The organism is Nonomuraea insulae, assembly GCF_042656245.1.
Genome location: NZ_JBHSPA010000062.1, coordinates 87,200 through 112,953 on the forward strand (window position 1 = coordinate 87,200; position 25,754 = coordinate 112,953).

Consider the following 25,754-nt stretch of genomic DNA (forward strand, 5'->3'; position numbering starts at 1 on the left):
CCGTTCCGATTGGAGCTTGTCATGACCTTCCTCGTCACCGGTGCCACCGGGACCGTCGGCCGTCTCGTCGTCCAGGAACTCCTCGCTGCCGGGCAGCAAGTGCGCGCCCTGACCAGGAACCCGGCCAAGGCCGACCTGCCCTCCGGCGTCGAGGTCGTCGCCGGAGACCTCGCCCGGCCCGACTCCGTGGCCGCCGCGTTCGAGGGCGTGACCGGCGTGCACTTCATCAACTTCGCGGGCGACGACTACACTCCCCTGCCCGACGGCGCCCGGCTCGTGGAGCTGGCCGTCAAGGCGGGCGTGCGGCGGGCCACGGTGCTCGGCGGGCGTGCGGACGGCGCGCTCGAGCAGGCCCTCGCCGCGACCGACCTGGAGTGGACGCTGCTCCACCCGGTCGAGTTCATGTCCAACACGCTGCGCTGGTGGGCCCACACGGTCAGGACGGAAGGCGTCATCAAGGAGCCTTTCGGCGATCGGCTCAGCGCGCTGGTGCACGAGCGCGACATCGCCGCCGTGGCCGCGACGGTGCTGGTCGAGGGGGGACACGGCGGCAGGTCGTACACGCTGACCGGACCCGAGGCGATCACGCTCAGGGAGAAGGTGGCGATCCTGGGGGCCTCCATCGGCAGGGACGTTGCGTTCGTGGAGCTGACGGTGGAGCAGGCGCGCGCCAAGTGGGCCGCCGACGGCATGGGCGAGCAGACCATCGAGTTCCTCGTCAGCGCGCTCGGCAACACCCCCGAGGAGGGCTACACCGTGCTCCCGACCGTGCGCGAGGTGACCGGCCGGGACGCGCTCGGTTTCGCTCAGTGGGCCTCGGAGAACGCCGCCGCCTTCCGCGAGTGATCGGTGACCTCGGGATAGTCCTCGACCGGGGTCCGCTTACCCCTCAGGTGCCGGTCCAGGAAGCTCGCCAGGTGGGCGCGGGTGATCTCCAGTGCCCGCGCGCCGTCGAGCTCCTGCCCGGGGAGGCCGATCTGCTTCCTGAGCACGGCATAGTCCACGAACGCCGAATGATCGGTGCCCTCGACCGTGATCCAGCGCTTCCAGCCCTTCAGATTGGCCCAGGACTTCTTCCAGGAGTCGTCGGTGCCGTCCGGGGTGTGCGACTTGGGCGCGCCGATCAGCAGGAACGGCTTCTTCAGCGGTTTTGTGAGCTCGAAGGTGCCGTCCAGGTTGACGCCGGCCTTGATGCGGGGGTCGGCGAACGCGGCCTCGGCGGCGGTGTAACCACCGACCGAATGACCGACCATGGCGATCCGCGACCGGTCGATCAGCCTGCCCCATCGGCCCTTGGCCAGTTCGTCGAGCACGAAACCCACGTCCTTCACCCGGCCCGCCACCACCTTGGCCTGGTCCTGGCCCTTCACGCAGGCCAGGCAGGAAGTGGTGCGGCCGTCGGGGAACGTGGTGGCCACCGACTCGTAGGTGTGCTCCACCGCGGCGACCAGATAGCCCCTGCTGGCGAGGTCCTCCGCCAGTGAGGTCAGGGTGGCGCGCGGGAAGCTGAAGCCCGGTGACATGACGACCAGCGGCAGCCTGCCCGCCGTGATGGGGGCGTTGAGGCGGGCGTGCGTCCTGACCTCGGTGAGCACGTCCTTCCTGGCGACGGGGAGGTCCTTGAGTATCGCCTCCGACTCCTGCGCGGTCACGTACGGGGACGGCTTGCCGGTGGCCTTCCTGGCCGGATACCAGAGCGACACCATGAGTTCCCGCTCGTCCGCCCCGGGGTTCCACAGGTCCGGACGGCTCTCGTCGACCAGATGCAGGCTGGTGGTGCCAACGGGCTTGGCCCCGGTCGGCGCAGGCAGGACCGGCCCGGCCGCCTGCACCTGAACATCGGCGCTCAAGACGGCCCCGGCCGCCTGTGCTTGAGCGGCGACGCTCAGGGCAGGCTCGGCCACCCGCGCCCGAGCGGCGGCGTTCAAGACGGAGCCGGGTGTCTGGGCCCAGGTTGCGGTGTCGGAGGTGGGCTCGGCCGCCTGTGCTTGGAGGGGGGCGGTTCCCAGGACGATCAACGATGAGGTGGCCGCGACGGCAAGTGTTCTTCGCATGGCTCCACGGTCGCGGCCGAGGGCCGCCGAGCGTATGCCCCGATCGTCGATCGGCTCTTACTACTTTCGTCGTAAAGCCCTCCTCCGGCCGCCCCCTACGCTGTGACCATGCGGTTCGTACTGCTCGGCGTGGCCGTCTTCGCGGCGTCGCTGCTCGTGGTGCACGGCCAGGTCGGGATCCCCTCGGACCTGCCGCTCCCCGTGCTGGTCGCGATCGCCGCCGCCGCGGGTGTGGCCGCCTGGCACGCGCGGCGCTCCTGGTGGCCGCTGGCCGTCCTGGGGGCCGTCGCATACGCCGGGCTGGTGATGTGGCCGCCGCTGCTGATCGCCTCCTACTACGCGGGCCGCACGCTCAGCAGGAGCCGCGGCATCGCCGCCTACCTCGGCGGTTGTGCGGCCGTGTGCGGGATCACGGCGCTGGTCGGCGAGTGGCGCGACGGCCTGCAGAAGCTGATGACCGCGACCCTCGGCAACGCGCTGATGATGGCGCTGGCCGTGATCGCGCTGCCGCTGGTCGTGGGGCTCTGGGCGCGGGCCAGGGGCGAGGTGCTGGCGGCGGCCAGGGAGCGGGCGGAACGGCTCGAACGCGAGCAGGTCATGCGAGCCGAGCAGGCCAGGACGCAGGAGCGGGCCAGGATCGCCAGGGAGATGCACGACGTGGTGGCGCACCGGGTCTCGCTGATCGTGCTGCACGCCGGGGCGCTGGAGGTGCGCACGTCCGACGAGGAGAGCGCCAAGGCCGCCGCCCTGATCGGCGGGATCGGCAGAGAGGCCCTGACCAACCTGCGCGACGTGCTGGGCGTGCTGCGCTCACCCCAGTCCGAGTCCGACTACCGTCCGCCACCCACGCTCGAAGACCTCGACCGGCTCCTCGACCAGTCCCGTGCCCTGGGCATCGCGGTGACCCGGCACGACAAGGGCGCTCCCCGGCCGGTGGAGGCGACCGTGGAGCGGACCGCGTACCGGGTGATCCAAGAAGCGCTCACCAACGTGCACAAACACGCCGGAGACGCCGTAACCGACGTAATCATCCGCTACGGGACCGGAGAACTGGAGGTGCGGGTGCGCAACCAGGCGCCACACGCACGGCGCGAGAAGCTGCCCGACGCGGGCCGGGGACTGACAGGGCGGGAACGGGTGGGACTGCCCGGCGCGGGCCGAGGGCTGGCGGGGCGGGAACAGGTTGAGCTGCCCGGGGCGGGGTGGGGGTTGGTGGGGCTGCGGGAGCGGGTGGAGTTGCTCGGCGGCACACTGCGCACGAGCGCGGAGGACGGCGGCGGTTTCCTGGTGAGCGCCAGGATCCCCGCATGATCAGGGTTCTCGTCGTGGACGACGAGGAGCTGGTGCGGTCCGGGTTGCGGATGATCCTGGAGGCGTCAGGGGACATCGCGATCGTCGGTGAGGCGCGCGATGGTGCCGAGGCGATTTCGGCGGTGGGGCGGCTGCGGCCTGAGGTCGTGTTGATGGACGTACGGATGCCGGGCGTCGACGGCCTGACCGCCGCCGCCCGCATCCTGTCGGGGCCGCAGCCGCCCAAGCTGATCATGCTGACCACGTTCGATCTGGACGAATACGTCCATGAGGCACTGCGGCTGGGTGCGGTCGGCTTTCTGCTCAAGGACACGCCGCCGAGAGAGCTGACCGCCGCCGTCCACACGGTCGCCGGCGGTCAGGCCATGCTCTCCCCGTCGGTCACCAAGCGCCTGATCGCCTCCTACACCCACCGCGTGCCTTCCCGTGCGCAGGCCGCCCGCACGCAGCTCGCCGTGCTCACAGGGCGGGAGGGAGACGTGATCAGGGCGCTGGCCCGCGGGCTGTCCAACGCCGAGATCGGCCGCGAGCTGCGCCTGACGGAGGCCACGGTGAAGGCGCACGTGAGCCGCGTGCTGGCCAAGCTGGGCCTGGCCAACCGCGTCCAGGCCGCCATCCTGGTCCACGACGCCAACCTCTCCTAAGAGGCCAGCCTCGGCTCCTTTGAGATGCCGCCTCGGCTCCTTTGAGACCGCCTCCGCCCTCAAGTGACCACCTCGGCCCCTCAAGAGAACACCTCGGCCCCTCAAGAGAACGCCTCAGATCTTCAAGAGAACGCCTCAGATCTTCAAGAGAACGCCTCAGATCTTCAAGAGAACGCCTCGGTCAAGAGGTCGCCTCGGCGTAGTGGCAGGCTGCCTGGGCGGTGGGGACGGCGGGGAGGATGTCGAGGAGCTCCGAGCGGCAGCGGGCGTCCACCCCGGCCGTGGCGGCCTGGCCGGAGGCCAGGACCTGGCAGCGGGCGTGGAAGCGGCAGCCGCCCGGGATCCTGGTCGGGTCCGGGGGTTCGCCGGTCAGGACCACGCGCTCGGGCGACTCCGGCAGCACCGACATCAGAGCCTGCGTGTACGGGTGCCGCGGCGCCGTCAGCACCTGCTCCACCGGGCCGGACTCGACGATCCTGCCCAGGTACATCACGGCCACCCGGTCGGCGATGTTCCAGGCCAGGCCCAGGTCATGGGTGACGACCAGCGCCGACAGGCCCAGGTCCGCGCGCAGCTTGAGCAGCAGGGCCAGGATCTCACCGCGTACGGAGGCGTCCAGCGAGGCCACCGGCTCGTCGGCGATCAGCACCTTCGGGTTCAGGGCGAGGGCCCCCGCGATGACCACCCGCTGCCGCTGCCCGCCGGACAGCTCGTGCGGGTAGCGCAGGAAGAACCGGTCGGGCGGTCGCAGCCCCGCCCTGGACAGGGCCGTGGACACGACGTCGCGTTCGTCCGCCAAGCCGTGGATGCGCGGGCCTTCCGCGACGGCCTCGTACACGGTGTGCCTGGGGTTGAGTGAGCCGGTCGGGTCCTGCAGGACGAGCTGCACCTGCCTGCGGTACGCCTTGAGCGCCTTCGAGCCGTAGTCCAGGGCGTTGCCGCCGTAGCGGACCTCGCCGGAGGTGGGGCGTTCGAGGCCGAGCAGCGTGCGGGCGAGCGTCGTCTTGCCGCAGCCCGACTCCCCGACGAGGGCCACGATCTCGCCCTCGCCGATGGCCAGGTTCACGCCGTCCACGGCGCGGGCGCGGCGGCCCCGCGAGGAGAACTCGACGTGCAGGTCACGGGCCTCCAGCAGGGTCGGCCCGGTGGTCGTGACCGCCTCGGCGGTGGTCTGCGTCTCGGTCATGACGCCTCCTCCTTCGCCTCAACGGCCTGGGCATCCACCGCATCCACCGGAGCGTCTGTCGTACCGGCCTGCTCGTTCACCGAAGCGTCCGGCACCGAAGCGTCCGGCACCGAAGCGTCCGATCTGACGTGGACGCAGGCCGCCGTACGGCCGGGGCCGGCCGGCCACAGGTCCACGTCCAGGGTCGCGCATTCGTCCAGCACCACCGGGCAGCGCGGGTGGAACGAGCAACCACTGGGCAGCTGCATCGGGTCGGGCGGGTCGCCGCCCAAGCCCTTGGGCGCCATCCGCGACAGCGGGTCCCCCACCGTCGGGAAGGCGGCCGCCAGCGCCCGGCTGTAGGGGTGCCTGGCCTCGTGGAACACCTCGCCGGACGGGCCGTGTTCGACGACGCGGCCCGCGTACATGACGGCGAGTTGGTCGCACACGTCGGCGAGCACCGACAGGTCATGCGAGATCATGATCAGTGAGATGCCGTGCTCGGCCACCAGGTCCTTGATCAGTGTCAGGACCTGGGCCTGCACCATCACGTCGAGCGCGGTGGTCGGTTCGTCGGCGATGATCAGGCGGGGCGAGCAGGCCAGCGCCATCGCGATCATCACGCGCTGCCGCTGCCCGCCCGACAACTCGTGCGGGTAGCTGCGCGACCGCCAGGCGGGCAGGCCGACCTGGTCGAGCAGTTCGGCGACGCGCTTGCGGGCGGCGTCCGGCTTGGCCAGGCCGTGGACGAGCAGCGGTTCGGCGATCTGGTCGCCGATCCTGCGTACGGGGTTGAGGCCGTGCTGGGCGCCCTGGAACACGATGGACGCCTCGGCCCACCGTACGGCGCGCATGCGGCCCCAGCTCATGGCGAGCACGTCCTCGCCGCCGAGCAGGATCCGGCCGCCGACGCGCGCGTCCCGGGGCAGGAGCCGGAGCAGCGCCATGGCCAGCGTCGATTTGCCGGATCCCGACTCGCCGGCGACTCCGAGTGCCGCTCCGGAGTCCAGCGTCAGCGACACACCGCGCACGGCGGGCACCTCGCCCGAGGCGATCCGGTACGTCACCGACAGGTCATCGAGTTCGAGCAAAGTCATGCGACCAACTCCGTTGGCCGCATGACTTCAAGCGTGCTGTGTCTGATTGTTCGCTCACTCACGAGGCCCTCCTGAGGCGAGGGTTGAGCACGGCCTCCAGGGCCCGTCCCACCAGGGTGAACGCCATGACGACGATGAGGATGGCCAGGCCGGGGATGAGGATGTACCACCAGGCGCCCTCGTTGGCGGCGCCGAAGTCGTAGGAGCCGCGCAACATGCTGCCCCAGGAGGTCTTGTTGGAGCTGGCGCCGAGGAAGGCCAGCGTGGACTCGGTCACGATCGCGCTGGCGACCTCCAGCGTGGTGCTGGCCAGCAGCAGCGGCGCCACGTTGGGCAGCACGTGCCTGGTCGTGATGTGCCAGTGGCCGGCGCCGAGGGCCTTGGAGCGCTCGATGTACGGCCTGGCCTCCACGGAGAGCGTCTGCGCCCTGATCAGCCGCGCGGTCGACGGCCAGGTGGTGATCCCGATCGCCATGATGATGGTGAACGTGCTGCCGCCCAGGACGGCCGCCAGCACCAGCGCCGTGACCAGCGACGGGAGCACCAGGAACCAGTCGGTGACCCGCATGAGGACGCCGGACAGCCAGCCGCGGAAGTGTCCGGCGGCCACGCCGATCACCAGGCCGATGACGATGCTGAGGAGCGCGGCGAGGAACCCGATGAGCAGCGACGTGCGCGAGCCCCACCACACCATCAGCAGGATCGAGCGGCCCGACTCGTCGGTGCCGAACGGCTGGTCCAGGCTCGGCGGCGCCCATTTCTTCCCGACGCCGCTGATGACGCTGGTCACGTCCTCGCTGATGAACAGCGGCGCGACCAGCGCGAGCAGGACGGCGGCGACGAGGACGACCGTGCCGATCATGCCGGCGCGGTGGTGGCGGAACTCGGCCCAGAACCGGGTCAGCGCCAGCCGCCTGCGGGCCGCGGTGACGCTCGTCACGTCGACCTCACCCTCGGGTCGAGTATGTGGTAGACCACGTCGGCCAGCGTGTTCATGACGATCACGGCCACCGTGATGAGCAGGAACGTCCCTTGCATGAGGGTGAAGTCGGGCACACTGATCGCCTCGTAGAACAACTGCCCCAGGCCGGGCCAGGTGTAGATCGTCTCGACGGTGACCGCGCCGCCGACCACGAAGCCGACGCGCATGAACACCAGGGTCACCGTGGGCAGCAGGGCGTTGGGCACCGCGTGACGGCGGCGTACCTCGTCGTCGCGCAGTCCCTTGGCGCGGGCCACGGTCACGTAGTCCTGGTTGACCTCCTCCACCAGCGACGACCGCATGACCAGGAGATATTGGGCGTAGACCACGGCCACCAGCGTCAGGCACGGCAGCACCATGTGCGAGCCGACGTCCAGCACGTACGCGAACCCGTCGGGCGCGTCCACGCTCTCGATGCCGCGGAACGGGAAGATGCCCGGGATCGGCCCGATGCCGACGCCGAACACCATCATGAGCAGCAGCCCGAGCCAGAATGTCGGCACCGACCACAACAGCAGGGACGCGCTCGTGGAGAAGCGGTCGAACCTGCCGCCGTGGTACCACCCGGCCCGCGTGCCCTGCCAGATGCCGAGGCTGACCGCGATCACCAGGCCCGTGCCGGCCAGCAGCAACGTCGGCCCGATGCGCTCACCGATCAGGTCGAGCACCGGCCGCTTGTACTCGTAGGACGTGCCGAGGTCCAGCCGGAGCGTCTTGCCGACGAAGTCGAAGAACTGCTCGACCACCGGCTTGTCCAGACCGAGGCGGTGACGTTCGAGGTTGAGCTGGGCCGGGGTCATGTTGCGGCCCTGGGCCATGTTGCGCACGGGGTCGCCGGGCAGCAGCCGGAACACGAAGAACGTGCCCGTGATCACCATAGCGATGCTGAACAGCGCCCCACCGACCTTCGACAGCGCGTACTGCAGCGCGCCTCGGTGGGTGGAGCGCTCGTCACCAGGGCCCGCCGCCTGGGCGGCGGCGGGCTCTGCCGCTTCTAGCGGAGTTGTCATTCGCGCTCGTCGGCGGTGCTCTTGCGCCGCCGCGTCAGGAGGAAGACCGCCAGGCCGATGACCACCACGCCGCCGACGATGCCGATGATGAGGCCGGTGTTCGACCCGCCGCCGCCGCTCGTGCCGGCCGGCGCCGTGGCCTTGGCGTCCACGGTGTAGAACGGCCAGTAGCCGCTGCCGCCGTACAGGATGCCCTTTTCCTCAGGGATGGGGGTGATGCTGGTGATCTTGTCCTTGCGGTAGCCCTCAAGGTCGTTGGGGTAGTAGATCGCGATGACCGGGGCCTCGGTGTAGAGCCGCTCCTGCATCTGCTTGAGGAGGTCGGCGCGCTTGGGCCGGTCGAGCTCCTTCAGCTGATCCTTGTAGAGCTTCTCGAAGGTGTCGTCGCAGAAGAACGACTCGGTGCCGCCGCCTTCGCCGCCCGGAGCCGGCCTGCGGCTGCACAGGTGCGTCGCCATGACCTCTTCGGGGTCGGGGTTGACCGACCAGCCGCTGATCGCGATGTCGAACAGGCCGGTGACGCCGGTCTCCTCGGTGAACTTGCTGGAGTCGAGCTTGTTGGTCGTCAGCGTGATGCCGATCTCCTTGAAGAAGCCCGTCAGGTATTCGGCGAGCTTGTCCTCGATCGGGGTCTCGGTGTGGATGCTGAACCGGAACTCCAGCTTGCGCTTGCCGTCGGGCATCGTACGGATGCCGTCGGAGCCCTTCTTGTAACCCGCGTCGTCGAGGATCTGGTTGGCCTTGGCGGGGTCATAGCCGACCTTCTCGGCGCCGGTGGCCTCCCAGAAGAAGTCCTTGTACATCGGCGGCACGATCGAGCCGTCGGCGGGCTTGGCCAGGCCGTTCTGGACCTCGTCGACCAGCTTCTGCTTGTCGATGGCGTAGTGCAGCGCCTGACGCACCTTGACGTCCTTCAGCGCGGGGTGACCGTCGCCGACGGGCTTGTCGTCCGTGGTGGTGGCGCCGTGGTTGATCTGCAGGTACGCCGCCCGGCGGCCCTGGGTGTTCCACGCCTCGACGTTCGGGTCGTTCTCGATGCCCTCGAACTCCTGCGGCGTCATCCGGCCGAGCAGGTCGATGTCACCCTTCTTCAGGCTGGCGATCGCGGCCTGCGGGTTGTCGAAGAAGATGACCTGCAGCTCGTCGATCTTCGGCTTGCCCCGCCAGTAGTTGGGGTTGGCCTGCAGCTTGACGTACTGGTCCTTCTTGTGCTCGACCGCGATGTACGGGCCGCTGCTCACGGTCGGGTACTTCTCGGCGTCGTAGTTGGTCATGTCGGTGACCGACTCCCAAGCATGCTTGGGCATGATCGGGACCGGGTTCTCCAGCATGCTGGCCTGCGGGGACTTGAGCTTGATGGTCAAGTCCTGGCCGCTGGCCGTGACGGTCTCGAAGTTCTCCACCGACGGGCCGTTCGCGGTCTTCGCGGCCTCGTCGGTCATGATCTTGTTGAACGTCCAGGCCGCGTCGTCGGCCGTGATCGGCTGGCCGTCGGACCACTTGGCCGTGCGGATCTTGAACGTCCACGTGAGCCCGTCCTCGGACGTGGTCCACGACTCGGCCAGGTCGGGGCTGGGCTGGAGCGTCTTGGAGTCGGGCACCGTGAGGTAGCCGTACATCCAGCGATGGATCGACGTCGAGACCAGCCGGACCGCCAGGAAGGGGTTCATCGAATCCATGGACTGTGTCGCGCCCACGCGTACGATCTTCTTCCCCGCCCCCGGGTCCTGGGCAAGGGCAGCCGTACTGCCCTGACCAGCCACTAATAGCGCGACACCCAGCGCAGCCAGGCGCGCGAACCATTTCCTCATAAGTGCCTCACCTTCAGGCGGGGGAATCCTGTGTAGAGAAAGGCACACCATACGGAGACCGCGTGTCAACGAGTGCCGGAAAATTGTTTCATTCTCGTTTCCTTCGGCGGTGTAAATTTTCAGCGCTCTTGGCACTACCGTGAGCTGGTGCCCCGTCCGCTCACCGCCCTGACCCTCATCGTCATTGTCGCGTGCGGACTCGTTTCGAGGGCACTCTGGGACGGCCCGGTGGTGAAATACGCCGGCGACGCCCTCTACACGGCGGCGATCTACGCGGTCGTGCTGCTCGCCCTGCCCAAGGTGCGCCCGTGGGTGGCGGCGGCGGTGTCTGCCGGGCTGAGCTGGCTGATCGAGTTCGCACAGCTCGGGGACATCCCGCAGGTGCTACAGCCGCTGCTGGGCAGCACGTTCAACCCGCCCGACCTGCTCTGGTACGCCATCGGCGCCGCCGCCTGCTGGGCCGCACACGCATCAGGGCTGTCCCACAAGCGTCTCGGCGCCGAGAACCGCGAGCAGCTCTAGCCGCTCGGCGTCCTCCGTGCCCGGCTCGGCCGTGTAGATCATGATGCGCAGGTCGCTGCCCGCCACGCTGAGCACGTCGCAGTCCAGCGTCAGGTCGCCCACCTGCGGATGCTCTATGGTCTTGTGCGAGCCCACATGGCGCCCGACGACCCCCGCGTCCCACAACTCGGCGAACCGCTCGCTCTCCGCCCGCAACTCCGCGATCAGCCGCCGCAACCGCTGGTCGGCCGGATACCGTCCGGCCGTCGTTCGGAGGTCGGCGACCAGCGCCACCTCGAACGCCCGGTGCTCCTCGGGCGTGTGCCTGACCCGGTTGCCCGAGCCGGCGAAGGCGCGCCAGACCCCGTTCCCTGGCCGATCCCCCATCAGCGCCGTGTACAGCGGGTTGGCCAGGAGCAACGTCCACGCCGCGTCGTGGACCCCGACCGCTGCGCCGCTCATCCTGTCCAGCAGCCGGTGAACGCTCGGGGTGATGTACGCGGGCACGCTCTCGGGGCCGGGCGGCACCAGGCCGGCCGTCCTGAACAGGTACGCGCGCTCATCCTCCGACAACCGCAGCGCCCGCGCCAGAGCCTCGACGACCTGCGCCGACGGGTTGGTTGCCCGGCCCTGTTCGAGGCGGGTGAGGTAGTCGGCGGAGATCCCCGCCAGCATGGCCAGCTCCTCGCGCCGCAACCCGGACGCGCGCCGGTGCCCGCCCGCCGGCAACCCGGCCGCCCGCGGCTCGACCCGGTCGCGCCACCGCCGCACTGCCTGCCCGAATTCCCTCATATGTCGCTCAACACCGTTCCTGGCCCTGACAGTCCCAGGAAGAGGAGACGGCTGGCTGCTCCACCTGCCCGGCCACAAGCTGGACCCATGACAACGACACTGATCACCGGAGCGAACAAGGGTCTCGGCTTCGAGACCGCCCGCCGGCTCATCGCCGCGGGCCACACCGTCTACGTGGGCAGCAGGGACGCCGAGCGCGGCCGTTTGGCCGCCGAGCGGCTGGGGGCGCGCCACGTCCGCCTCGACGTCACCGACGACGCCTCCGTCGCCGCCGCGGTGACGGCCGTCGAGGCCGGCGGCGGGCTCGATGTGCTGGTCAACAACGCCGGCATCGAGGCACGCAAGGACGACGGAGGGGTGTTCGGGGCCGCGGAGGTGACCGCCGACCTGATGCGCACGACGTTCGAGACGAACGTCTTCGGCCTCGTCCGCGTCACGCACGCGTTCCTGCCGCTGCTGCGACGCTCCCCCTCCCCGGTCGTGGTGAACGTCAGCAGCGGCCTGGCCTCGCTGACCGGGGTCACGACCGAGGGCTCGCCGGCGTACGCGTATCCGGGGGTCGCCTACCCGGCCTCCAAGTCCGCGGTCAACATGGTCACCGTGCAGTTCGCGAAGGCGTTCCCCGGGATGCGGATCAACGCGGTCGAACCTGGCTTCACGGCGACCGACCTGAACGGCAGGACCGGCACGCAGACCGTCGAGGAGGGCGCCGAGATCATCGTCAGGATGGCGCAGGTGGGCCCCGACGGCCCCACGGGGGGCTACGTCGACGCGTCCGGCCCCCTGCCGTGGTGACCGCCGTTTCCTGGTGTCTAGTGGCAACCGCCTGAGCCGCAGCACGACCCGCCGGCCTGCGGGAGCAGGTCGACCTTGCCGCCCAGCTCGTAACCCGCCTCGACCACGGCCGCGTCGATCAACGCCGCGTCGACCGGCTCCGCGCTCGTCACGGTCACGGCCCCGGCCGCCAGATCGACCTCGACCCCGCTCACCCCTGCGACCCTGCCCACCTCGGCGCTCACCGCGCTGACGCAGTGACCGCAGGTCATGCCCTCAACCTGGTACGTCGTAATAGTCATGACCGCCACTATACCCCCATGGGGTAAAGACGCATACATCCCGCTCCACCGGTAAGGGGGATGGAAACACTCACTCCACGAGGGAGCTCACATGCTGAACGGCAAGACCATCGCCTTCCTGGTCGCCCCTGAAGGAGTCGAGCAGGTAGAGCTCACGGAACCATGGAAGGCGGTCAAGCAGGCGGGCGGCACGCCGCGGCTCGTCTCCACCGCCCCCGGCCAGATCCAGGGGTTCCACCACCTGGACAGGGCGGACACCTTCGCCGTGGACGACACGGTGGACAACGTCCAGGCATCCTCGTTCGACGGCCTCGTCCTGCCGGGCGGCGTCGCGAACCCGGACTTCCTGCGTACGGTGCCGCAGGCCGTGCAGTTCGCCCGCGCCTTCTTCAACGACGGCAAACCGGTGGCCGCCATCTGCCACGCGCCCTGGACGCTGGTCGAGGCGGACGTCGTACGCGGCCGTACGATCACGTCCTGGCCCAGCCTGCAGACCGACCTGCGCAACGCCGGGGCGAACTGGGTGGACAAGGAGGTCGTGGTCTGCACGGCAGGGCCGAACATGCTGGTCAGCAGCCGTAAGCCGGACGACCTGAAGGCGTTCTGCCAGGCCGCGATCGACGCCTTCAGCTCCTAGAGGATCGCCAGGGCCAGCCCTCGCACCGAGGACTTGAGCCGGTCCACCCCGCCGTCCGCCATGACGTGCCGGGCCAGATCGGCGTCGAACGACCCGAGCAGGGTATGGGCGGCGAACTCCGCGTCCAGCCCCGGCCCCGCCTCGGCGATCAGGGCTGTCACGTGGGCGTGCCAGCGGAGGTAGGTCGGATCGCGATACTTGTCCTCCGCGCACGCCCGTTCGTGCGCCGCGAACAACGCCAGATTGCGCTCGGCCAGCTCCGCCAGCTCGTCGAGGAAGGCCAGCAGCCGCTCCCGCGGCGGCGCGCCTGGACCGAGCGCCGTGCCCGGGGTCTCGATGGCCTGCGCCAGCGCGCTCGCCCGCTCGGCCAGCAACTCCTGGAACAACCCGGTCCTGCTGCCGAACCGCCGGAACAACGTCCCCTTGCCGACCCCGGCCGCCGCGGCCACCCGGTCGAGCGAGATGTGCTCGGCGCCGTGCGCGGCCAGCAACTCCTCGGTGGCCCGCAGGATCGACTCCCGGTTCCGCGTCGCATCCGACCGCACGCGCCCCCTCCCTTCGGTTGCAAACGGACTGTCAGTCCTCATACTATCGCCACCACCGAAGCGGACCGGCAGTCCGCATGACGTGGAGGTGCAAATGCGCGCACTGGTAGCCGGCGCCGGCGGAAGAGGTCGTCACGCGGAGGTCCCCGAGCCCGTGCCCGGCCCCGGCCAGGCCCTGATCGAGGTCCACCACGTGGCCGTCAACCACAGCGAGCTCCGCCACATGGACCGGCTCCCGATCGGCACGGCGCTCGGCTACGACGCCGCCGGAGTGGTGCTGCGTCCCGCCGCGGACGGCACGGGCCCGGAGAAGGGCGCGCGGGTGGCGGCGTTCGGGGCGGGGGCGTGGGCGGAGCGGGCGGCGTTCGACACCGACGCGCTCGCCGTCGTACCCGAGCAGGTGCCCCTGACGCAGGCCGCCGCCCTCCCGATGGCCGGCCTCACGGCGCTGCGCTCGCTGCGGGCGGCCGGGGCGGGGCCGGGTTCGCGCGTGCTGGTGACGGGGGCGTCGGGCGCGGTGGGACGGCTGGCCGTGCAACTGGCGACGCTGGCGGGCGCGCACGTCATCGCCTCCGTACGCACCCCCGGCCGCGTGCCGACGGCCTGGAACCAGGTGGTGGGCCTCGACGGGATCGACCCCGTGGACGTCGTCATCGAGTCGGTCGGCGGCCCCGCTCTCGTACAGGCGTGGGGCCTGCTGAAGCCGGGCGGGAACCTTCAGAGCATCGGCTGGGCCTCCGGCGAACCGGCCGTCTTCCCCTGGAACTCCACCTTCTCGCTCGGCGCGGCGCGTACCCTCCAGTCCTTCGGCGACGTCGCCTCCCCCGCCGCCGACCTCAGCCACCTCCTCACGCTGATGGCCGCGGGAGACCTGTCCGTCGAGGTCGGCTGGCACGGCTCATGGGAACGCCTGGAGGAGGCCGGAGCGGCTCAACTCGACCCCGCCACCAGCGGCAAGGTCACCCTCGAAATAGACCACCGGCCCACCTGACGAGATCGAAACCCGGGTGTAACGCCTTGTCCCCTGGCCGGAAATGGTCTAGAGGTAGACCAAAAGGAGCGTCGTCCGCCCCCCAGGGAGACCTCAATGACCACTGAAGAGGATTCCAGGCGACTCGCCGAGCTCGGCTACAAGCAGGAGCTGGCACGTACCTGGAGCGGATTCTCGAACTTCGCCATCTCCTTCTCGATCATCTCCATCCTCGCCGGCTGCTTCACGACTTTCGGACAAGCCTGGAACAACGGCGGCCCCATCGCCATCTCCTGGGGCTGGCCGCTGATCTCCGTGTTCATTCTGATCATCGGTTTCTGCATGTCGGAGCTGGTGTCGGCGTACCCGACGGCGGGCGGCATCTACTGGTGGGCCGCCAAGCTGGGCAAGCCGATCCACGGCTGGTTCACCGGCTGGCTCAACCTGATCGGCCTCGTCGCCGTCACCGCGTCGGTCGACTACGGCTGCGCTACCTTCCTCAACATCACCCTCAACCGGCTGACGGGCGGCGCCTGGGAGGCCACGCTGTCGCAGGCGTTCCTGCTGTTCGTGATCGTCCTGGCGCTGCACGCGCTGATCAACATCTACAGCCACAGGCTGATCTCCCTGCTGCAGAACGTCTCCGTCTGGTGGCACGTGGCAGGCGCCGCGATCATCGTCGCCATCCTCATCTTCGCGCCCAGCGAACACCAGTCCGCCGACTTCGTCTTCTTCGGCACCAACAACAACTCCGGCTTCGGCTCGGGTTCCGACGGAGTGCCCTTCTGGCTGTACGTGCTGCCGCTCGGCTTCCTGCTCACCCAGTACACGATCACCGGCTTCGACGCCTGCGCCCACGTGTCGGAGGAGACCCAGGGCGCGTCCAAGAGCGCGGCGCGCGGCCTGTGGCAGTCGATCTTCTACTCGGCCATCGGCGGCTGGATCCTGCTGCTGGCGTTCCTGTTCGCCGCCACGAACGTCGACGAACTCAACAAACAGGCCGGTTTCGTCGGAGCCATCTTCGAGACCGCGCTCTCCTCCCCGCTCGCCACGGCCATCTTCGCCATCTCCACGATCGGCCAGTTCTTCTGCGGGATGAGCTGCGTGACGTCGATGTCGCGGATGACGTACGCGTTCTCGCGCGACGGGGCGGTGCCCGGCTGGCGGCTGTGGTCGAAGGTGGACCGCAACCGCACGCCGGTCAACGCCATCATCGCCGGCTGCGTCGTCGCCGCCCTGATCACTCTGCCCGCCCTCTACGCCCCTCCCGGGCTGACCACGCCGGTCGCCTTCTACGCCGTCGTGTCGATCGCGGTCATCGGCCTCTACCTGGCCTTCCTCATCCCGATCTGGCTCCGCCTGCGCATGGGCGACGACTTCAGACCGGGGCCGTGGACGCTCGGCAAGAAGTACAAGGCTCTGTGCTGGATCGCCTGCGTCGAGATCGTCATCGTCTCGCTCTACTTCATCATGCCGTTCTCGCCGGCGGGCGTGCCGGGCAACGCGGACTTCGCCTGGACCTCGGTCAACTACGCGCCCATCGCGGTGGGGGTCGTGCTGGTGGGCATCGCCCTCTGGTGGGCGTTGTCGGCCCGCCACTGGTTCACGGGGCCACGCCGCACCATCGACGAGATTCCCGCGCCGTGAGGTCGTGAGCAGTGGGGAGCGCGCCGAGCACTCCCCACGGCCGGTCAGCCGATCAGCGGAGCGGGGCGGCGCTCCAGTTGAGGCCGTCCGTCGGCCACGCCGGCTGGGACTGCTTCTTGAGCGCGTTCTCCGCGATCGTGCCCACGGCGCAGCGGGTGCCCTGCGGGGGTGTCTTCAACGAGATCAGGTACTCGTCGATGATGTCCGTCTGGCACTTGTCCTTGCCGTAGATGCGGTGCCCCCAGCCCTCGTATGTGAGCAGCACCGCCTTCGGCCCGAGCTGGCGGGCCGCGTTGGCCGACCAGATCCACGGCGTCGCGGGGTCGTGCAGCGAGTTGCCCAGCAGCAGCGGGGCGTCGCCGGTGTACCGCAGCTCGTGCGGCGGGTTGACGTTCGGGTAGTTCAGGCAGATGGGCAGGTCATCGGTCGGGTACGGGTGGTACCGCGTGTCCGGAGCCAGGGCGTTGGAGACGCGCATGAGCTGGGCGTACTCCGCGTAGTTCCGCACCTTGAGGTGGTAGTCCTGGCACAGGATCGTCGTCGGCAGTTCGGCGACGTCGCCCTCCACGGGACCACGGCCCGGCAGCGGAGGCACCCACTCCGGCTCCGCCCCGCCGTTCAGCCAGTTGATCGTCTGGCTCAGCGTGACCCAGTCCGGCCCCTCGTTGCCCAGCGCGGCGTTGTAGATGACCTGCAGCTCGGTCATCTTCGTGCCGGTGCTCGGGTAGACGAGCTCACCCTTGCTCGCCTTGGCCAGCAGGTTCTTCCAGATGGCGCGGATGTCCTGGCCGTGCAGGACACAGCTCGTCTCCTGCTCGCACCACCCGACGAACTGGTCGAAACCATCCTCGACGGCGAGCGCCTCGGTGGCGAAGAAGCCCTGCAGGCCGAGGCTGTGGTCCATGTTGCTGTCGAGCGCGAGTGCCCGGATCCGGCCGGGGAACTGCTCGGCGTACATCTGGCCCATCAGGGTGCCGTACGAGATCCCGTAGTAGGTGAGCTTCTCCTCACCGAGGGCGGCGCGCAGGGCGTCCATGTCGTGCGCCACGGAGACGGAGTCGACGTGGTCGTAGAGCGGACCGGTACGAGCCCGGCAGTCGGCGTGCAGCTTCTTGGTGAAGGAGTTCCAGGCGTCGAAGTCGGCCTGGCTCTTCATGACGGTGTGCGGAAGCTGGTTGTAGACGGACGCCGAGCAGATCACCGGATGGCTGCGCCCCACACCCCGGGGGTCGAACCCGACGATGTCGAACCGCCGCTGCAATTCCTCGGTGTAGGAGTCCGGAGCGCCGTAGACGGCCTCCACCCCGGACCCGCCGGGCCCGCCCGGGTTGATCACCAGGGACCCGATCCGCGCCGCGGGGTCCGTGGCCTTACGCCGGGCGATGGCCAGGTCGACGGTGGGCCCGCTGGGCTTGGCCCAGTCGATGGGGACGGTCAACGTGCCGCACTCGGCGGTCGGCTCCTCCTCACACGCGGCCCAGGTGATGCCGGCGGTCGCGTCCTCGGCGTCCGCGCTGGCCGTCGATACAGGTAACAGCGTCGCCAGCGCCAGGGAGGCGACGGCGAGCAGGGAGAATCTTCCACGCATATTGCTCCAATCATCGGTCGGTCCGCCCGGAACGCCCGGGCATGCGGCCAACCTTGATCTTTACTCGCCGTCAGCGAGCATGGAGCAATAATTGAAGAATCTTCACAATTGACGGGCGCGGCCTGTCAGGAGGCCTCGAACGCCTCCGCGACCGCCTCGCGCACCTCGCCCATGGTCGTGGAGCCCAGATCGCGCTTGACCGAGGTCATGTCCACGTCGGGCATCCCGCACGCGACCGCCCAGTCCCACGGCGTCAGATCGCCGTCGACGTTGAGCGCGAACCCATGACTGGTGACGCCCCGGCTCTGCCGCATCCCGATGGAGATGATCTTCCGCCCGGTCTCGACGGTCCAGACCCCGGTCAGCAGCTCCGACCCCGGCGGCGTGTCCCGCCGCTCGGCCGGCAGGCCCAGCTTGCCCAGCCCCTCCACCAGCCGCAGCTCCACCTCGCGCACGTAGTCGACGATGCCCTCGCTCTCGTCCAGCTTGACGATCAGGTAGCCGACGAGCTGCCCTGGCCCGTGGTAGGTGAGCTGACCACCCCGCCCCGTCTCGAGGACGGGGATGCCGCGGGTGGGGTCGGGCAGGTGGGAGATCGGGGTACGGCGCCCGATGGTGTAGACGGACGGGTGGCTCAGCAGCCAGAGCGTGTCCGGCCGCTCGTCCCGTTGGCGCTGCCCGACGAGGTCGGTCATGCGCTCCATCGCTTTGTCGTAATCGACGAGCTCATCCTGGATGAGCGTCAGCGGCCTTGCCCTCATGCTTCGAGGATATGCCGGGTCCCAAATGACAGGACACGCGGCATCGTCCGCTACGGGCCCAGGTCGAGGCCCGCCAGTTCGGCACGCGAGGAGACGCCCAGTTTGGGATAGGCCTTGTACAGGTGGAATCCCACGGTCCTGGGGCTGAGGAAGAGCTGGGCGCCGATCTGCCGGTTGGTGGCACCGGTCGCGGCCAGCCGTACCACCTGAAGCTCCTGGGAGGTCAGCGTGCTCCCGGCGGGTGGCTTCGGCTCGGTGGCGCGGATGCCCGCCGCCGCCAGTTCCGCGCGGGCGCGCTCCGCCCAGGGCTCGGCGCCCAGCGCGCCGAAACCCTCCAGCGCGGCGCGCAGCTGCGCGCCGGCGTCGGCCCTGCGCCTGGCCCGCCGCAGCCATTCGCCGTAGAGAAGCCGGGTTCTGGCCTCCTCGAAGGGCCGGCCGCCGCGGAGATCCGGGGCGAGCGCCGCCTCGTAGTGCGCCTCGGCCTCGTCTCGTGGAGCGAGCAGCGCGCGGCAACGGTGGGCGACCGCCGCGGCCCATGCCTGGCCGCTGGCTCCGGCCCACGCGTCGAAGCGGGAGAACGCGGCGTACGCCCGGGTGGGCTGGTTCAGGCGGGCGCAGGCCTCGACGTAGTCGGCGATGGCGAACGTGACGATCACGGTGTGGCCGAGCGGGCCGTCGAGGACGCTCGCCAGCCGCTCGGCCGCGGCCTCGTAGCGGGCCCGTACGAGATCGAGCAGGGTCAGCGCGCACCCTCCCCACCCCGACCCGTTGCGTTCCCTGGCGGCGCCCTCCGCCTGGAGAGCCAGACGGCGGCATTCCTCGTCCTCACCCCGGATGGCGGCCAGGCGGGCCAGGATCCCGTGCAGGTGACGCAGCCGTCCCTCCTGCCCCGTGTCACGCGCGATCTGCCAGGCCTCGGCCCCCGATTCGGCCGCCTCGGCGTGCCTGCCGCGCAGGATCTGCGCCTGGGTGAGGAGTTGCAGCGCGTGCGGCAACGCTCCGATGAGCCCGTGGCGGCGGCAGGCGGCCACCCGGACGGCGGCCAGCTCACAGGCCGCGTCGTCGTCGCCGGTCATGAGAGCGCCGAACACGGCGTAGGTTCCGGTGGTCTGATCGGTCACGCCGCCGGCCTGCGCGGGAAGCGCGGCGCGCAGGAGCGGCAGACCCGTGGCCACGTCGCCGGCGGCCACCCGTTCCATGCCGCGTACCGCCGCGACCACTCCGGTCAGGCGGGCTTCTACTCGGGAGCCGAGAGACTCCAGGAGGTCGGCGGCCTGCCCGAGCGCGCCGCGGTCCCCGGCGAACCAGGCCTCGCCGGCCGCCGTGGCGAGCATGGACGCGGCCTCATCGGCCGCGACCGCGGTCGGTGCGAGGGCAGCAGCCGCGGAGATCAGCATGTGCGCGGCCGGAGCCGGGTCGCCCTGCTCGGCCTCCACCGCCGCGCGTACGCGGGCCAGCCGGGCCAGCAGCAGCGGCTCAGCGGTCAGACGGCGGCCCCGGTCCGCGGCGGCCCGGGCGCGGCCCAGTTGCCCGGCGCCGAGTGCCGCCTCCGCGGCCGAGGCCAGCCATCGGGCACGTCGCTCCCGGTCGATCGTGAGCTGCGCCGCCCGCTCGTACGCCGTGGCGGCCGAGGCGTTGCTGCCGCGCTCCGAGGCACGCTCGCCGGCCGCCGCCAGGATGGCCGAGGTCTCCTCGTCGGGTTCGAGCGCGGCCGCCGACAGATGCCAGGCCCTGCGGTCGGCGTGCTCGTCACCGCCGAGGGCGCCGGCCAGCGCGTGGTGGGCGGCCGTACGCCGGGCGATCGGCGCCTCATGGTAGGCCGCGGCCTTGACGAGAGGGTGGCGGAAACGTACCCGGCCGTCCGAGACCTCGATCAGCGCGGCGTGCTCGGCGGGTTCCAGGTCCTCGGGGCCGGCCCCGAGAGCCTGGGCCGCCTTCATGACGAACCGCAGGGTGCCCGAGCCGTCGGCGGCGGCGACCAGGAGCAGCAGCCGGGTGCGTTCAGGGAGCTTACGGATCGCGACCCGCAGGGACTGCTCCAGCCGCCCGGCCATGGACGACCCCGGCGACTGCAGGGGGAGCGGCGCCAGGTGACCGCCCCGCTGCTCGGGGGTCAGGATCTCGGCGAAGTGCAGCAGGGCCAGCGGGTTGCCCTCGGCCTCCTCGATCACGCGGCCGCGTGCCTCAGGGGTGAGGTCCGCCGCGCGTTCGGCGAGCAGCAGCTCACAATCGGCCCTGGTCAGACTCGTCATCCGCACCTCGGGGATGCCGTGCACGGCCGGTTCCGCGGCGTCCCGCCCGGCGAAGATCATGGTGATCCGCTCGGCCGCCAGACGACGCGCGGCGAACATGAGCGCGTCCGCGGACGCGCGGTCCAGCCAGTGCACGTCGTCGACCAGGCACAGCAGCGGACGTTCCTCGGCGAGGTCGGCGAGCAGGGTCAGCACCGCGAGCCCGACGAGGAATCGGTCCGGAGCACCCCCATGCCCTTCGCCGAACGCGCTGCGCAGCGCCGTACTCTGCCCGACGGGAAGCCGGTCGATCAGCCGGCGTGCCGGGCGCAGCAGCAGGTGCAGGGCGGCGAAGGGCAGCTCGGACTCGGCCTCGACGCCGGTGGCACGCAGCACGAGCGCGTCTCCCGGGGCCCGGTCCGCGACCTCCGCGAGCAGCGCCGACTTGCCGATCCCGGCTTCGCCGTACACCGCGACGGCATTGCCCTGCCCGGCCCACGAGGTGGCGATCATTCCGTCGAGGAGGGCAATCTCCGCATTCCGCCCGATCATGATGGGCCGACCCTACCTAACCCACAGGCGGGGTCCCCTTGAGGCCCCGGTCGCCTTGACTGATCCGCTCAAGGCCCGCGGACCGTACGGTCGTGAGCACACCACACATTGGAGGATCACCATGGAGGCCGTGGGAACGGTCGTCGGCGGGCGCACCGAGGCGTTCGACGACGACTGGAACACCGAGCAGGCGCTCATCCGCCTCGACGGGACCCGCTTCGGGCCCGAGAGCGTCGCCGGGCTCGACGCGTTCTCGCATCTGGAGGTGGTCTTCCAGTTCCATCTCGTGGATCCCTCCTCGGTGCAGACCGCCGCCCGGCGGCCCAGGGGGAACCCGGACTGGCCGGAGGTCGGCATCTTCGCCCAGCGGGGCAAGAACCGCCCGAACCGGCTGGGCGTCTCCCGCTGCCGACTGCTCGCCGTGGATGGGCTCGATCTTCACGTACGTGGTCTGGACGCCATCGACGGCACCCCGGTCCTGGACGTCAAGCCCTACATGGCCGAATTCGGCCCCCAGGGCGAGACGGTCCAGCCGGCCTGGGCGACCGAGCTCATGCGTGCCTATTACTAAGGAGGACGTGACATGTCCGAGGTGATCGTCGTAGGGGCGGGACCGGCCGGGCTGCTGCTCGCCGGTGATCTGGCGGAGGCGGGGATCGCGGTCACGGTGCTGGAGCGCCGGGACGGCAGGATGTCCAATCTGTCGCGCGCGTTCGCCGTCCATGCCCGCACCCTGGAGCAACTGGACGCGCGTGGCCTGGCCGACCGGCTCGTGAGCACGGGCACCCCGCTCAGGAGTCTGCGGCTGTTCGAGCATGTGGAGATCGACCTGGGCACGCTGCCCAGCCGCTTTCCCTACCTGCTGGTCACACCGCAGTACAACGTGGAGCAACTGCTCCTGGAACGGGCGCTGAGGGCGGGCGCCGAGATCATCCATAATGCCGAGGTCGTGGGTCTGAGCCAGGACGCCACCGGCGTCACGGTCGCCACCGGCGTCACGGTCGCCACCGCGGACGACACCTATCGCGCCGCCTACGTGGTGGGCGCCGACGGCCTCCACAGCGCGGTGCGGCGGCTCATCGGCCAGCCGTTCCCCGGCAAGTCGGTCCTGAAGTCCATCATGCTGGCCGACGTGAAGGTCGCGGAACCGCCGGAGGAGGTGCTGACCGCGAACGGCGTCGGCGACGCCTTCGCCTTCATCGCGCCCTTCGGCGACGGCTACTATCGCGTCTTCGCCTGGGACCGCGACCACGTCGTACCCGATGACGAGCCTGTCGCTCTGGAGGAGGTCCGCGACGTCACCCGGCGGGCCCTGGGCACCGACTTCGGCATGTACGAGGCCCGCTGGATGTCGCGCTTCCACAGCGACGAGCGGCAGGCGCCCGGCTACCGCGTGGGCCGGGTCTTCCTGGCCGGAGACGCGGCCCACGTGCACTCGCCCGCGGGCGGGCAGGGCATGAACACCGGGTTGCAGGACGCGGCCAACCTGGCCTGGAAGCTCGCCTCGGTGCTGCACGGCGCACCCGACGCCCTGCTCGACACCTACCAGGCCGAGCGTCATCCGGTCGGCCGCTCCGTACTGCGCAGCAGCGGCGCCCTCGTCCGCGCCGCCGTCATCGGATCGACCGTCGGGCGGGCGCTGCGCGGCTTCGCCGCCGGCCGGGCGCTGTCCGTCCCCAGGATCCGTACGAAGATCACCGGGCAGCTCAGCGGCATCGGCTACACCTACCCCGCGCCCGACGGCGCACATGAACTCGTCGGCACCCGCGCCCGCGACATTCCGCTCGCCGGCGGCGGCCGCCTGTACGAGGCGCTGCGCGAGCGCCGCTTCGTCCTCGTCGGCGCCGCCGACGTCCCTGACCGGCTGGTCAAGGTGGTGGCGCCCGCCACGGCCGGGGGCCCGCTGATGCTCATCCGTCCCGACGGATACGTGGGCTGGGCGGGCGCCGACGCCACCGGGCTACGGCAGGCCCTCCTCACCCTGGTGGGCGACGTTCACCATCAGGCGGCTCAATAGGTGGCGACCTCGATGAGGTTGCCGTCGGGGTCGCGGAAGTAGACCGAGGTCATCGGGCCCTGGGCGCCCGTACGTGGGACCGGGCCCTCCTCTATCGGCACGCCGCAGGTTTCGAGATGGCGCAGGACCTCGTCGATGGGGACGGCGCTGATCAGGCAGAGGTCGGCGGAGCCGGGCGTGGGACGGGCCGCCTTCGGGTCGAACTCCTTGCCCGCCTCGTGCAGGTTGATCTTGTGAGGACCGAAGTTCAGGGCACGTCGGCCGTCCCCGAACGTCACGGGTTCCATGCCGAGCACCCGGCTGTAGAAGGCCACGGTCTCGTCGACGTCGGTAACGGTGAGGACCAGGTGATCGAGGTGGTCGATGTGGATCACCGCCCAAGCGTACGGCTCGCGGTAACGGTCAGGTGGGGCGTTTCGCGTTCAGGCCGGCGAGCACGATGCCCAGTGCGTACCGGAAGTCGTCGGCCGCGGTGGCGCCGGACGCGTGACGTTCTCGTAGGCCGCGGGCCATCAGCGGGAAGGGCATGGTCGAGATCGCGGCGGCCTCGTCGGAGCCGCCGGGCCGCGTCTGGTCCTCGACGGCGCGGCCGAGGACGAAGTGGAGCAGGACACCGGCGGCCCGGGAGGCGTCGGCGATCGGGAATCCCGCCCGATGCAGGACCTCCACCGTGCGCTCGGCGAATTCACCGAGCGCACGGGCCACCATCAGGTTCGCGCCGAGCGCGATGCGCGGGCCGTCACGGTGGCTGAGAAGGGCGGCGTGCAGGGCGAGCGCGGACTCTTCCAGCCACGTGAGCCAGGGCGTGCCGGGGGGCGGAAGCCGGTCGATGACCGGTGCCACGATGGCGTCGGTCATGTGGTCGAGCAGTGCGCGCTTGCTGCTGAAGTGCCAGTACAGCGCGGGTGCCTTGACCCCGAGCCCGGAGCGGGCCCCGTCGGTTTGCTCCTCGCCGCGGAGCTTCGGCTGGGCGGCGCCCGGCCCGTGGTCGTCGAACAACTGAGCAAACCCACCGAGGAGACGAAGGCCCGCGGCATCGGCACGCTGGCCACGGAGGCGCTGTGGCGCCGCGGGCTCGGCCCCCAGCTGCAGGAGGCACATCCCGGTGGCGTGCGAGAGCTGACCCGCGACCACGGCAGCGCACTCGGTCACTTCGCGAACATCCACAAGCTCCTCCCGGACCGGCAGCGGCACGGCACCCAGATCTGGCAGCCGGAGCTGGAGCGCGTCCTCACCGCGCACGCCGAAGCGCTCGGGGTGCCGATTCTGCGCGGCCACGAGATCGTCGCGCTCGAATCCGACGCGGACGGCGTCACGACGACCTCGCGGGGCGAACGACGGCTGCGCGCGCCCTACCTGGTCGGCTGCGACGGCGGTCGCAGCACGGTCCGCAAGCTCGCCGGGTTCCCTTTCCCCGGCACCGCGGCGTTGTCGCGGACGATCGCGGGCCGGGTGCGGTTCGCCGGCGACGTTCCCGCCTCGGGGCGCTACGACACCGGCACGTTCCTGTACGGCGGCAGCATGGCCGGCGTCTCCGAACTCGCGGTGGGCGACGAACCGGACGGCCCGGTGACCACCCGCGAACTGGCCGACGCGATTCGCCGGGTCACCGGCTCCGACGTCGTCATCGAGGAGATTCACGACGACCGCCGGTTCGGCGACCAGGCCCGCCAGGCCGGCACCTACCGCCTCGGCCGGGTGCTGCTGGCGGGCGACGCCGCCCATGTGCACTCACCCAGCGGCGGGCAGGGGCTGAACCTCGGGCTGATGGACGCGATGAACCTCGGCTGGAAGCTGGCCGCCGTCGTACGCGGTGACGCCCCCGAAGCGCTGCTCGACACCTACACCCGGGAACGGCATCCCGCAGGCGAGGCGGTACTGCGCAACACGCGGGCGCAGTCCGCGCTGCTGGCCCCCGGCCCGCACGTCGACGCGCTGCGGGACATCGTCGAGGAACTGATGGACATCCCGGCGGCGAACCAGTACTTCTCAGAGCTGTTGTCCGCCGTGAACCTGCGCTACGAGCTTCCCTACCCCGCGCAGGGCCCGGCCGGGCGGCACTGCCCCGACCTCGAACTCGTGGACGACGACGGGAACCTGTCACGACTGCACGAGCACACGCGGTCCGGCCGCGGGCTGCTCCTGCTCACACCGGAAACGCGGGAACTCGCGCGGTTCGTGACCGGCCGCGTCGAGGTCGTCCCGGTCACGAACACCGAACCGCTGCTGCTCCGCCCCGACGCCGTCGTGGCCTGGGCGTCGGGCGACGGCGAATCGCTCGGCACCACCCTGGACACCTGGTTCGGCCACCGAACGCCGATGGGCCGGTGTGCGCCATCCACTAGACCAACCTCTTCCTGAGA

General features: G+C 70.5%; 25 protein-coding genes. 11 read left to right on the plus strand and 14 right to left on the minus strand.

Going from position 1 to position 25,754, the window contains the following annotated elements; translation table 11 throughout:
- Positions 1–21: 21 nt before the first annotated feature.
- On the plus strand, positions 22–846 hold the full coding sequence (locus tag ACFPZ3_RS45910) for an NAD(P)H-binding protein (RefSeq protein WP_379520709.1): 825 nt from the start codon (positions 22–24) through the stop codon (positions 844–846).
- Here the strand turns inward: ACFPZ3_RS45910 and ACFPZ3_RS45915 are convergent.
- Positions 807–2,054, minus strand: coding sequence for an alpha/beta hydrolase family protein (locus ACFPZ3_RS45915; RefSeq protein ID WP_379520710.1), 1,248 nt, complete (start codon positions 2,052–2,054; stop codon positions 807–809). The genes ACFPZ3_RS45910 and ACFPZ3_RS45915 overlap by 40 nt on opposite strands.
- A gap of 108 nt (positions 2,055–2,162) precedes the next feature.
- Between ACFPZ3_RS45915 and ACFPZ3_RS45920 the strand changes: the two genes are divergently transcribed.
- Positions 2,163–3,365: a sensor histidine kinase gene (locus ACFPZ3_RS45920; protein WP_379520711.1), complete on the plus strand. Its 1,203-nt coding sequence runs from the start codon at positions 2,163–2,165 to the stop codon at positions 3,363–3,365.
- Positions 3,362–4,009 (plus strand): response regulator, encoded by a 648-nt coding sequence (locus tag ACFPZ3_RS45925; protein WP_379520712.1) that lies wholly within the window; start codon positions 3,362–3,364, stop codon positions 4,007–4,009. The genes ACFPZ3_RS45920 and ACFPZ3_RS45925 overlap by 4 nt, the downstream gene beginning before the upstream one ends.
- Positions 4,010–4,190: 181 nt before the next feature.
- On the opposite strand, the gene ACFPZ3_RS45930 is transcribed toward ACFPZ3_RS45925, so the two are convergent.
- The 5 genes from ACFPZ3_RS45930 to ACFPZ3_RS45950 are packed head-to-tail and all read right to left on the minus strand — an operon-like array spanning position 4,191 to position 9,933.
- Positions 4,191–5,195 (minus strand): ABC transporter ATP-binding protein, encoded by a 1,005-nt coding sequence (locus ACFPZ3_RS45930; RefSeq protein ID WP_379520713.1) that lies wholly within the window; start codon positions 5,193–5,195, stop codon positions 4,191–4,193.
- Positions 5,192–6,271 (minus strand): ABC transporter ATP-binding protein, encoded by a 1,080-nt coding sequence (locus ACFPZ3_RS45935; RefSeq protein ID WP_379520714.1) that lies wholly within the window; start codon positions 6,269–6,271, stop codon positions 5,192–5,194. Before ACFPZ3_RS45935 ends, ACFPZ3_RS45930 begins: the two co-directional genes overlap by 4 nt.
- 58 nt (positions 6,272–6,329) lie before the next feature.
- On the minus strand, positions 6,330–7,211 hold the full coding sequence (locus tag ACFPZ3_RS45940; protein WP_379520715.1) for an ABC transporter permease: 882 nt from the start codon (positions 7,209–7,211) through the stop codon (positions 6,330–6,332).
- Positions 7,208–8,263, minus strand: coding sequence for an ABC transporter permease (locus ACFPZ3_RS45945; protein ID WP_379520716.1), 1,056 nt, complete (start codon positions 8,261–8,263; stop codon positions 7,208–7,210). Before ACFPZ3_RS45945 ends, ACFPZ3_RS45940 begins: the two co-directional genes overlap by 4 nt.
- Positions 8,260–9,933 carry an ABC transporter substrate-binding protein gene (locus ACFPZ3_RS45950; protein WP_379520717.1) on the minus strand — a complete coding sequence of 558 codons (1,674 nt, stop codon included), beginning with the start codon at positions 9,931–9,933 and terminating at the stop codon, positions 8,260–8,262. The genes ACFPZ3_RS45945 and ACFPZ3_RS45950 overlap by 4 nt, the downstream gene beginning before the upstream one ends.
- A gap of 288 nt (positions 9,934–10,221) precedes the next feature.
- Here ACFPZ3_RS45950 and ACFPZ3_RS45955 point away from each other — a divergent pair, with 288 nt between their 5' ends.
- Complete coding sequence (locus tag ACFPZ3_RS45955; protein WP_379520718.1) at positions 10,222–10,596, plus strand: ribosomal maturation YjgA family protein; 375 nt, start codon at positions 10,222–10,224, stop codon at positions 10,594–10,596.
- Here ACFPZ3_RS45955 and ACFPZ3_RS45960 read toward each other — a convergent pair.
- Positions 10,546–11,367, minus strand: coding sequence for a helix-turn-helix transcriptional regulator (locus ACFPZ3_RS45960; RefSeq protein WP_379520719.1), 822 nt, complete (start codon positions 11,365–11,367; stop codon positions 10,546–10,548). The two genes, ACFPZ3_RS45955 and ACFPZ3_RS45960, sit on opposite strands and share 51 nt — an antisense overlap.
- Before the next feature lie 87 nt (positions 11,368–11,454).
- Between ACFPZ3_RS45960 and ACFPZ3_RS45965 the strand changes: the two genes are divergently transcribed.
- Entirely contained in the window at positions 11,455–12,162 is a 708-nt protein-coding gene (locus ACFPZ3_RS45965) for an SDR family NAD(P)-dependent oxidoreductase (protein WP_379520720.1), read from the plus strand.
- Positions 12,163–12,179: 17 nt separating this feature from the next.
- Here ACFPZ3_RS45965 and ACFPZ3_RS45970 read toward each other — a convergent pair whose 3' ends face one another.
- On the minus strand, positions 12,180–12,443 hold the full coding sequence (locus ACFPZ3_RS45970; RefSeq protein WP_379520721.1) for a heavy-metal-associated domain-containing protein: 264 nt from the start codon (positions 12,441–12,443) through the stop codon (positions 12,180–12,182).
- A 91-nt stretch (positions 12,444–12,534) separates the two neighbouring features.
- Between ACFPZ3_RS45970 and ACFPZ3_RS45975 the strand changes: the two genes are divergently transcribed.
- Positions 12,535–13,080: a type 1 glutamine amidotransferase domain-containing protein gene (locus tag ACFPZ3_RS45975; protein ID WP_379520722.1), complete on the plus strand. Its 546-nt coding sequence runs from the start codon at positions 12,535–12,537 to the stop codon at positions 13,078–13,080.
- Here the strand turns inward: ACFPZ3_RS45975 and ACFPZ3_RS45980 are convergent.
- A complete protein-coding gene (locus tag ACFPZ3_RS45980; protein ID WP_379520723.1) occupies positions 13,077–13,625 on the minus strand; it encodes a TetR/AcrR family transcriptional regulator in 549 nt (182 codons plus the stop codon). The genes ACFPZ3_RS45975 and ACFPZ3_RS45980 overlap by 4 nt on opposite strands.
- A 94-nt stretch (positions 13,626–13,719) precedes the next feature.
- Between ACFPZ3_RS45980 and ACFPZ3_RS45985 the strand changes: the two genes are divergently transcribed.
- Together ACFPZ3_RS45985 and ACFPZ3_RS45990 are read left to right on the plus strand one after the other, a co-directional pair.
- Positions 13,720–14,616 carry a zinc-binding dehydrogenase gene (locus ACFPZ3_RS45985; protein WP_379520724.1) on the plus strand — a complete coding sequence of 299 codons (897 nt, stop codon included), beginning with the start codon at positions 13,720–13,722 and terminating at the stop codon, positions 14,614–14,616.
- A gap of 96 nt (positions 14,617–14,712) precedes the next feature.
- Positions 14,713–16,242, plus strand: coding sequence for an amino acid permease (locus ACFPZ3_RS45990; protein ID WP_379520725.1), 1,530 nt, complete (start codon positions 14,713–14,715; stop codon positions 16,240–16,242).
- 52 nt (positions 16,243–16,294) lie between these two features.
- Here ACFPZ3_RS45990 and ACFPZ3_RS45995 read toward each other — a convergent pair whose 3' ends face one another.
- The 3 genes from ACFPZ3_RS45995 to ACFPZ3_RS46005 form a co-directional block, all read right to left on the minus strand.
- The gene (locus ACFPZ3_RS45995; RefSeq protein ID WP_379520726.1) at positions 16,295–17,830 is read right to left on the minus strand and encodes an alpha/beta fold hydrolase; all 1,536 of its coding nucleotides are present in this window, start codon (positions 17,828–17,830) and stop codon (positions 16,295–16,297) included.
- A 125-nt stretch (positions 17,831–17,955) separates the two neighbouring features.
- A complete protein-coding gene (gene lipB, locus ACFPZ3_RS46000; RefSeq protein WP_379520727.1) occupies positions 17,956–18,591 on the minus strand; it encodes a lipoyl(octanoyl) transferase LipB in 636 nt (211 codons plus the stop codon).
- Positions 18,592–18,641: 50 nt separating this feature from the next.
- Positions 18,642–21,374: a helix-turn-helix transcriptional regulator gene (locus ACFPZ3_RS46005; protein ID WP_379520728.1), complete on the minus strand. Its 2,733-nt coding sequence runs from the start codon at positions 21,372–21,374 to the stop codon at positions 18,642–18,644.
- Positions 21,375–21,495: 121 nt separating this feature from the next.
- On the opposite strand from ACFPZ3_RS46005, the gene ACFPZ3_RS46010 reads away from it, so the two are divergent.
- On the plus strand, positions 21,496–21,945 hold the full coding sequence (locus ACFPZ3_RS46010; RefSeq protein ID WP_379520729.1) for an SAM-dependent methyltransferase: 450 nt from the start codon (positions 21,496–21,498) through the stop codon (positions 21,943–21,945).
- A gap of 12 nt (positions 21,946–21,957) precedes the next feature.
- The gene (locus ACFPZ3_RS46015; protein ID WP_379520730.1) at positions 21,958–23,391 is read left to right on the plus strand and encodes an FAD-dependent monooxygenase; all 1,434 of its coding nucleotides are present in this window, start codon (positions 21,958–21,960) and stop codon (positions 23,389–23,391) included.
- Here the strand turns inward: ACFPZ3_RS46015 and ACFPZ3_RS46020 are convergent.
- Positions 23,385–23,765: a VOC family protein gene (locus tag ACFPZ3_RS46020; protein WP_379520731.1), complete on the minus strand. Its 381-nt coding sequence runs from the start codon at positions 23,763–23,765 to the stop codon at positions 23,385–23,387. The genes ACFPZ3_RS46015 and ACFPZ3_RS46020 overlap by 7 nt on opposite strands.
- Before the next feature lie 28 nt (positions 23,766–23,793).
- Positions 23,794–24,390, minus strand: coding sequence for a TetR/AcrR family transcriptional regulator C-terminal domain-containing protein (locus ACFPZ3_RS46025; protein WP_379520732.1), 597 nt, complete (start codon positions 24,388–24,390; stop codon positions 23,794–23,796).
- Between ACFPZ3_RS46025 and ACFPZ3_RS46030 the strand changes: the two genes are divergently transcribed.
- Positions 24,376–25,752 carry an FAD-dependent monooxygenase gene (locus ACFPZ3_RS46030; RefSeq protein ID WP_379520733.1) on the plus strand — a complete coding sequence of 459 codons (1,377 nt, stop codon included), beginning with the start codon at positions 24,376–24,378 and terminating at the stop codon, positions 25,750–25,752. The two genes, ACFPZ3_RS46025 and ACFPZ3_RS46030, sit on opposite strands and share 15 nt — an antisense overlap.
- Positions 25,753–25,754: the final 2 nt, after the last annotated feature.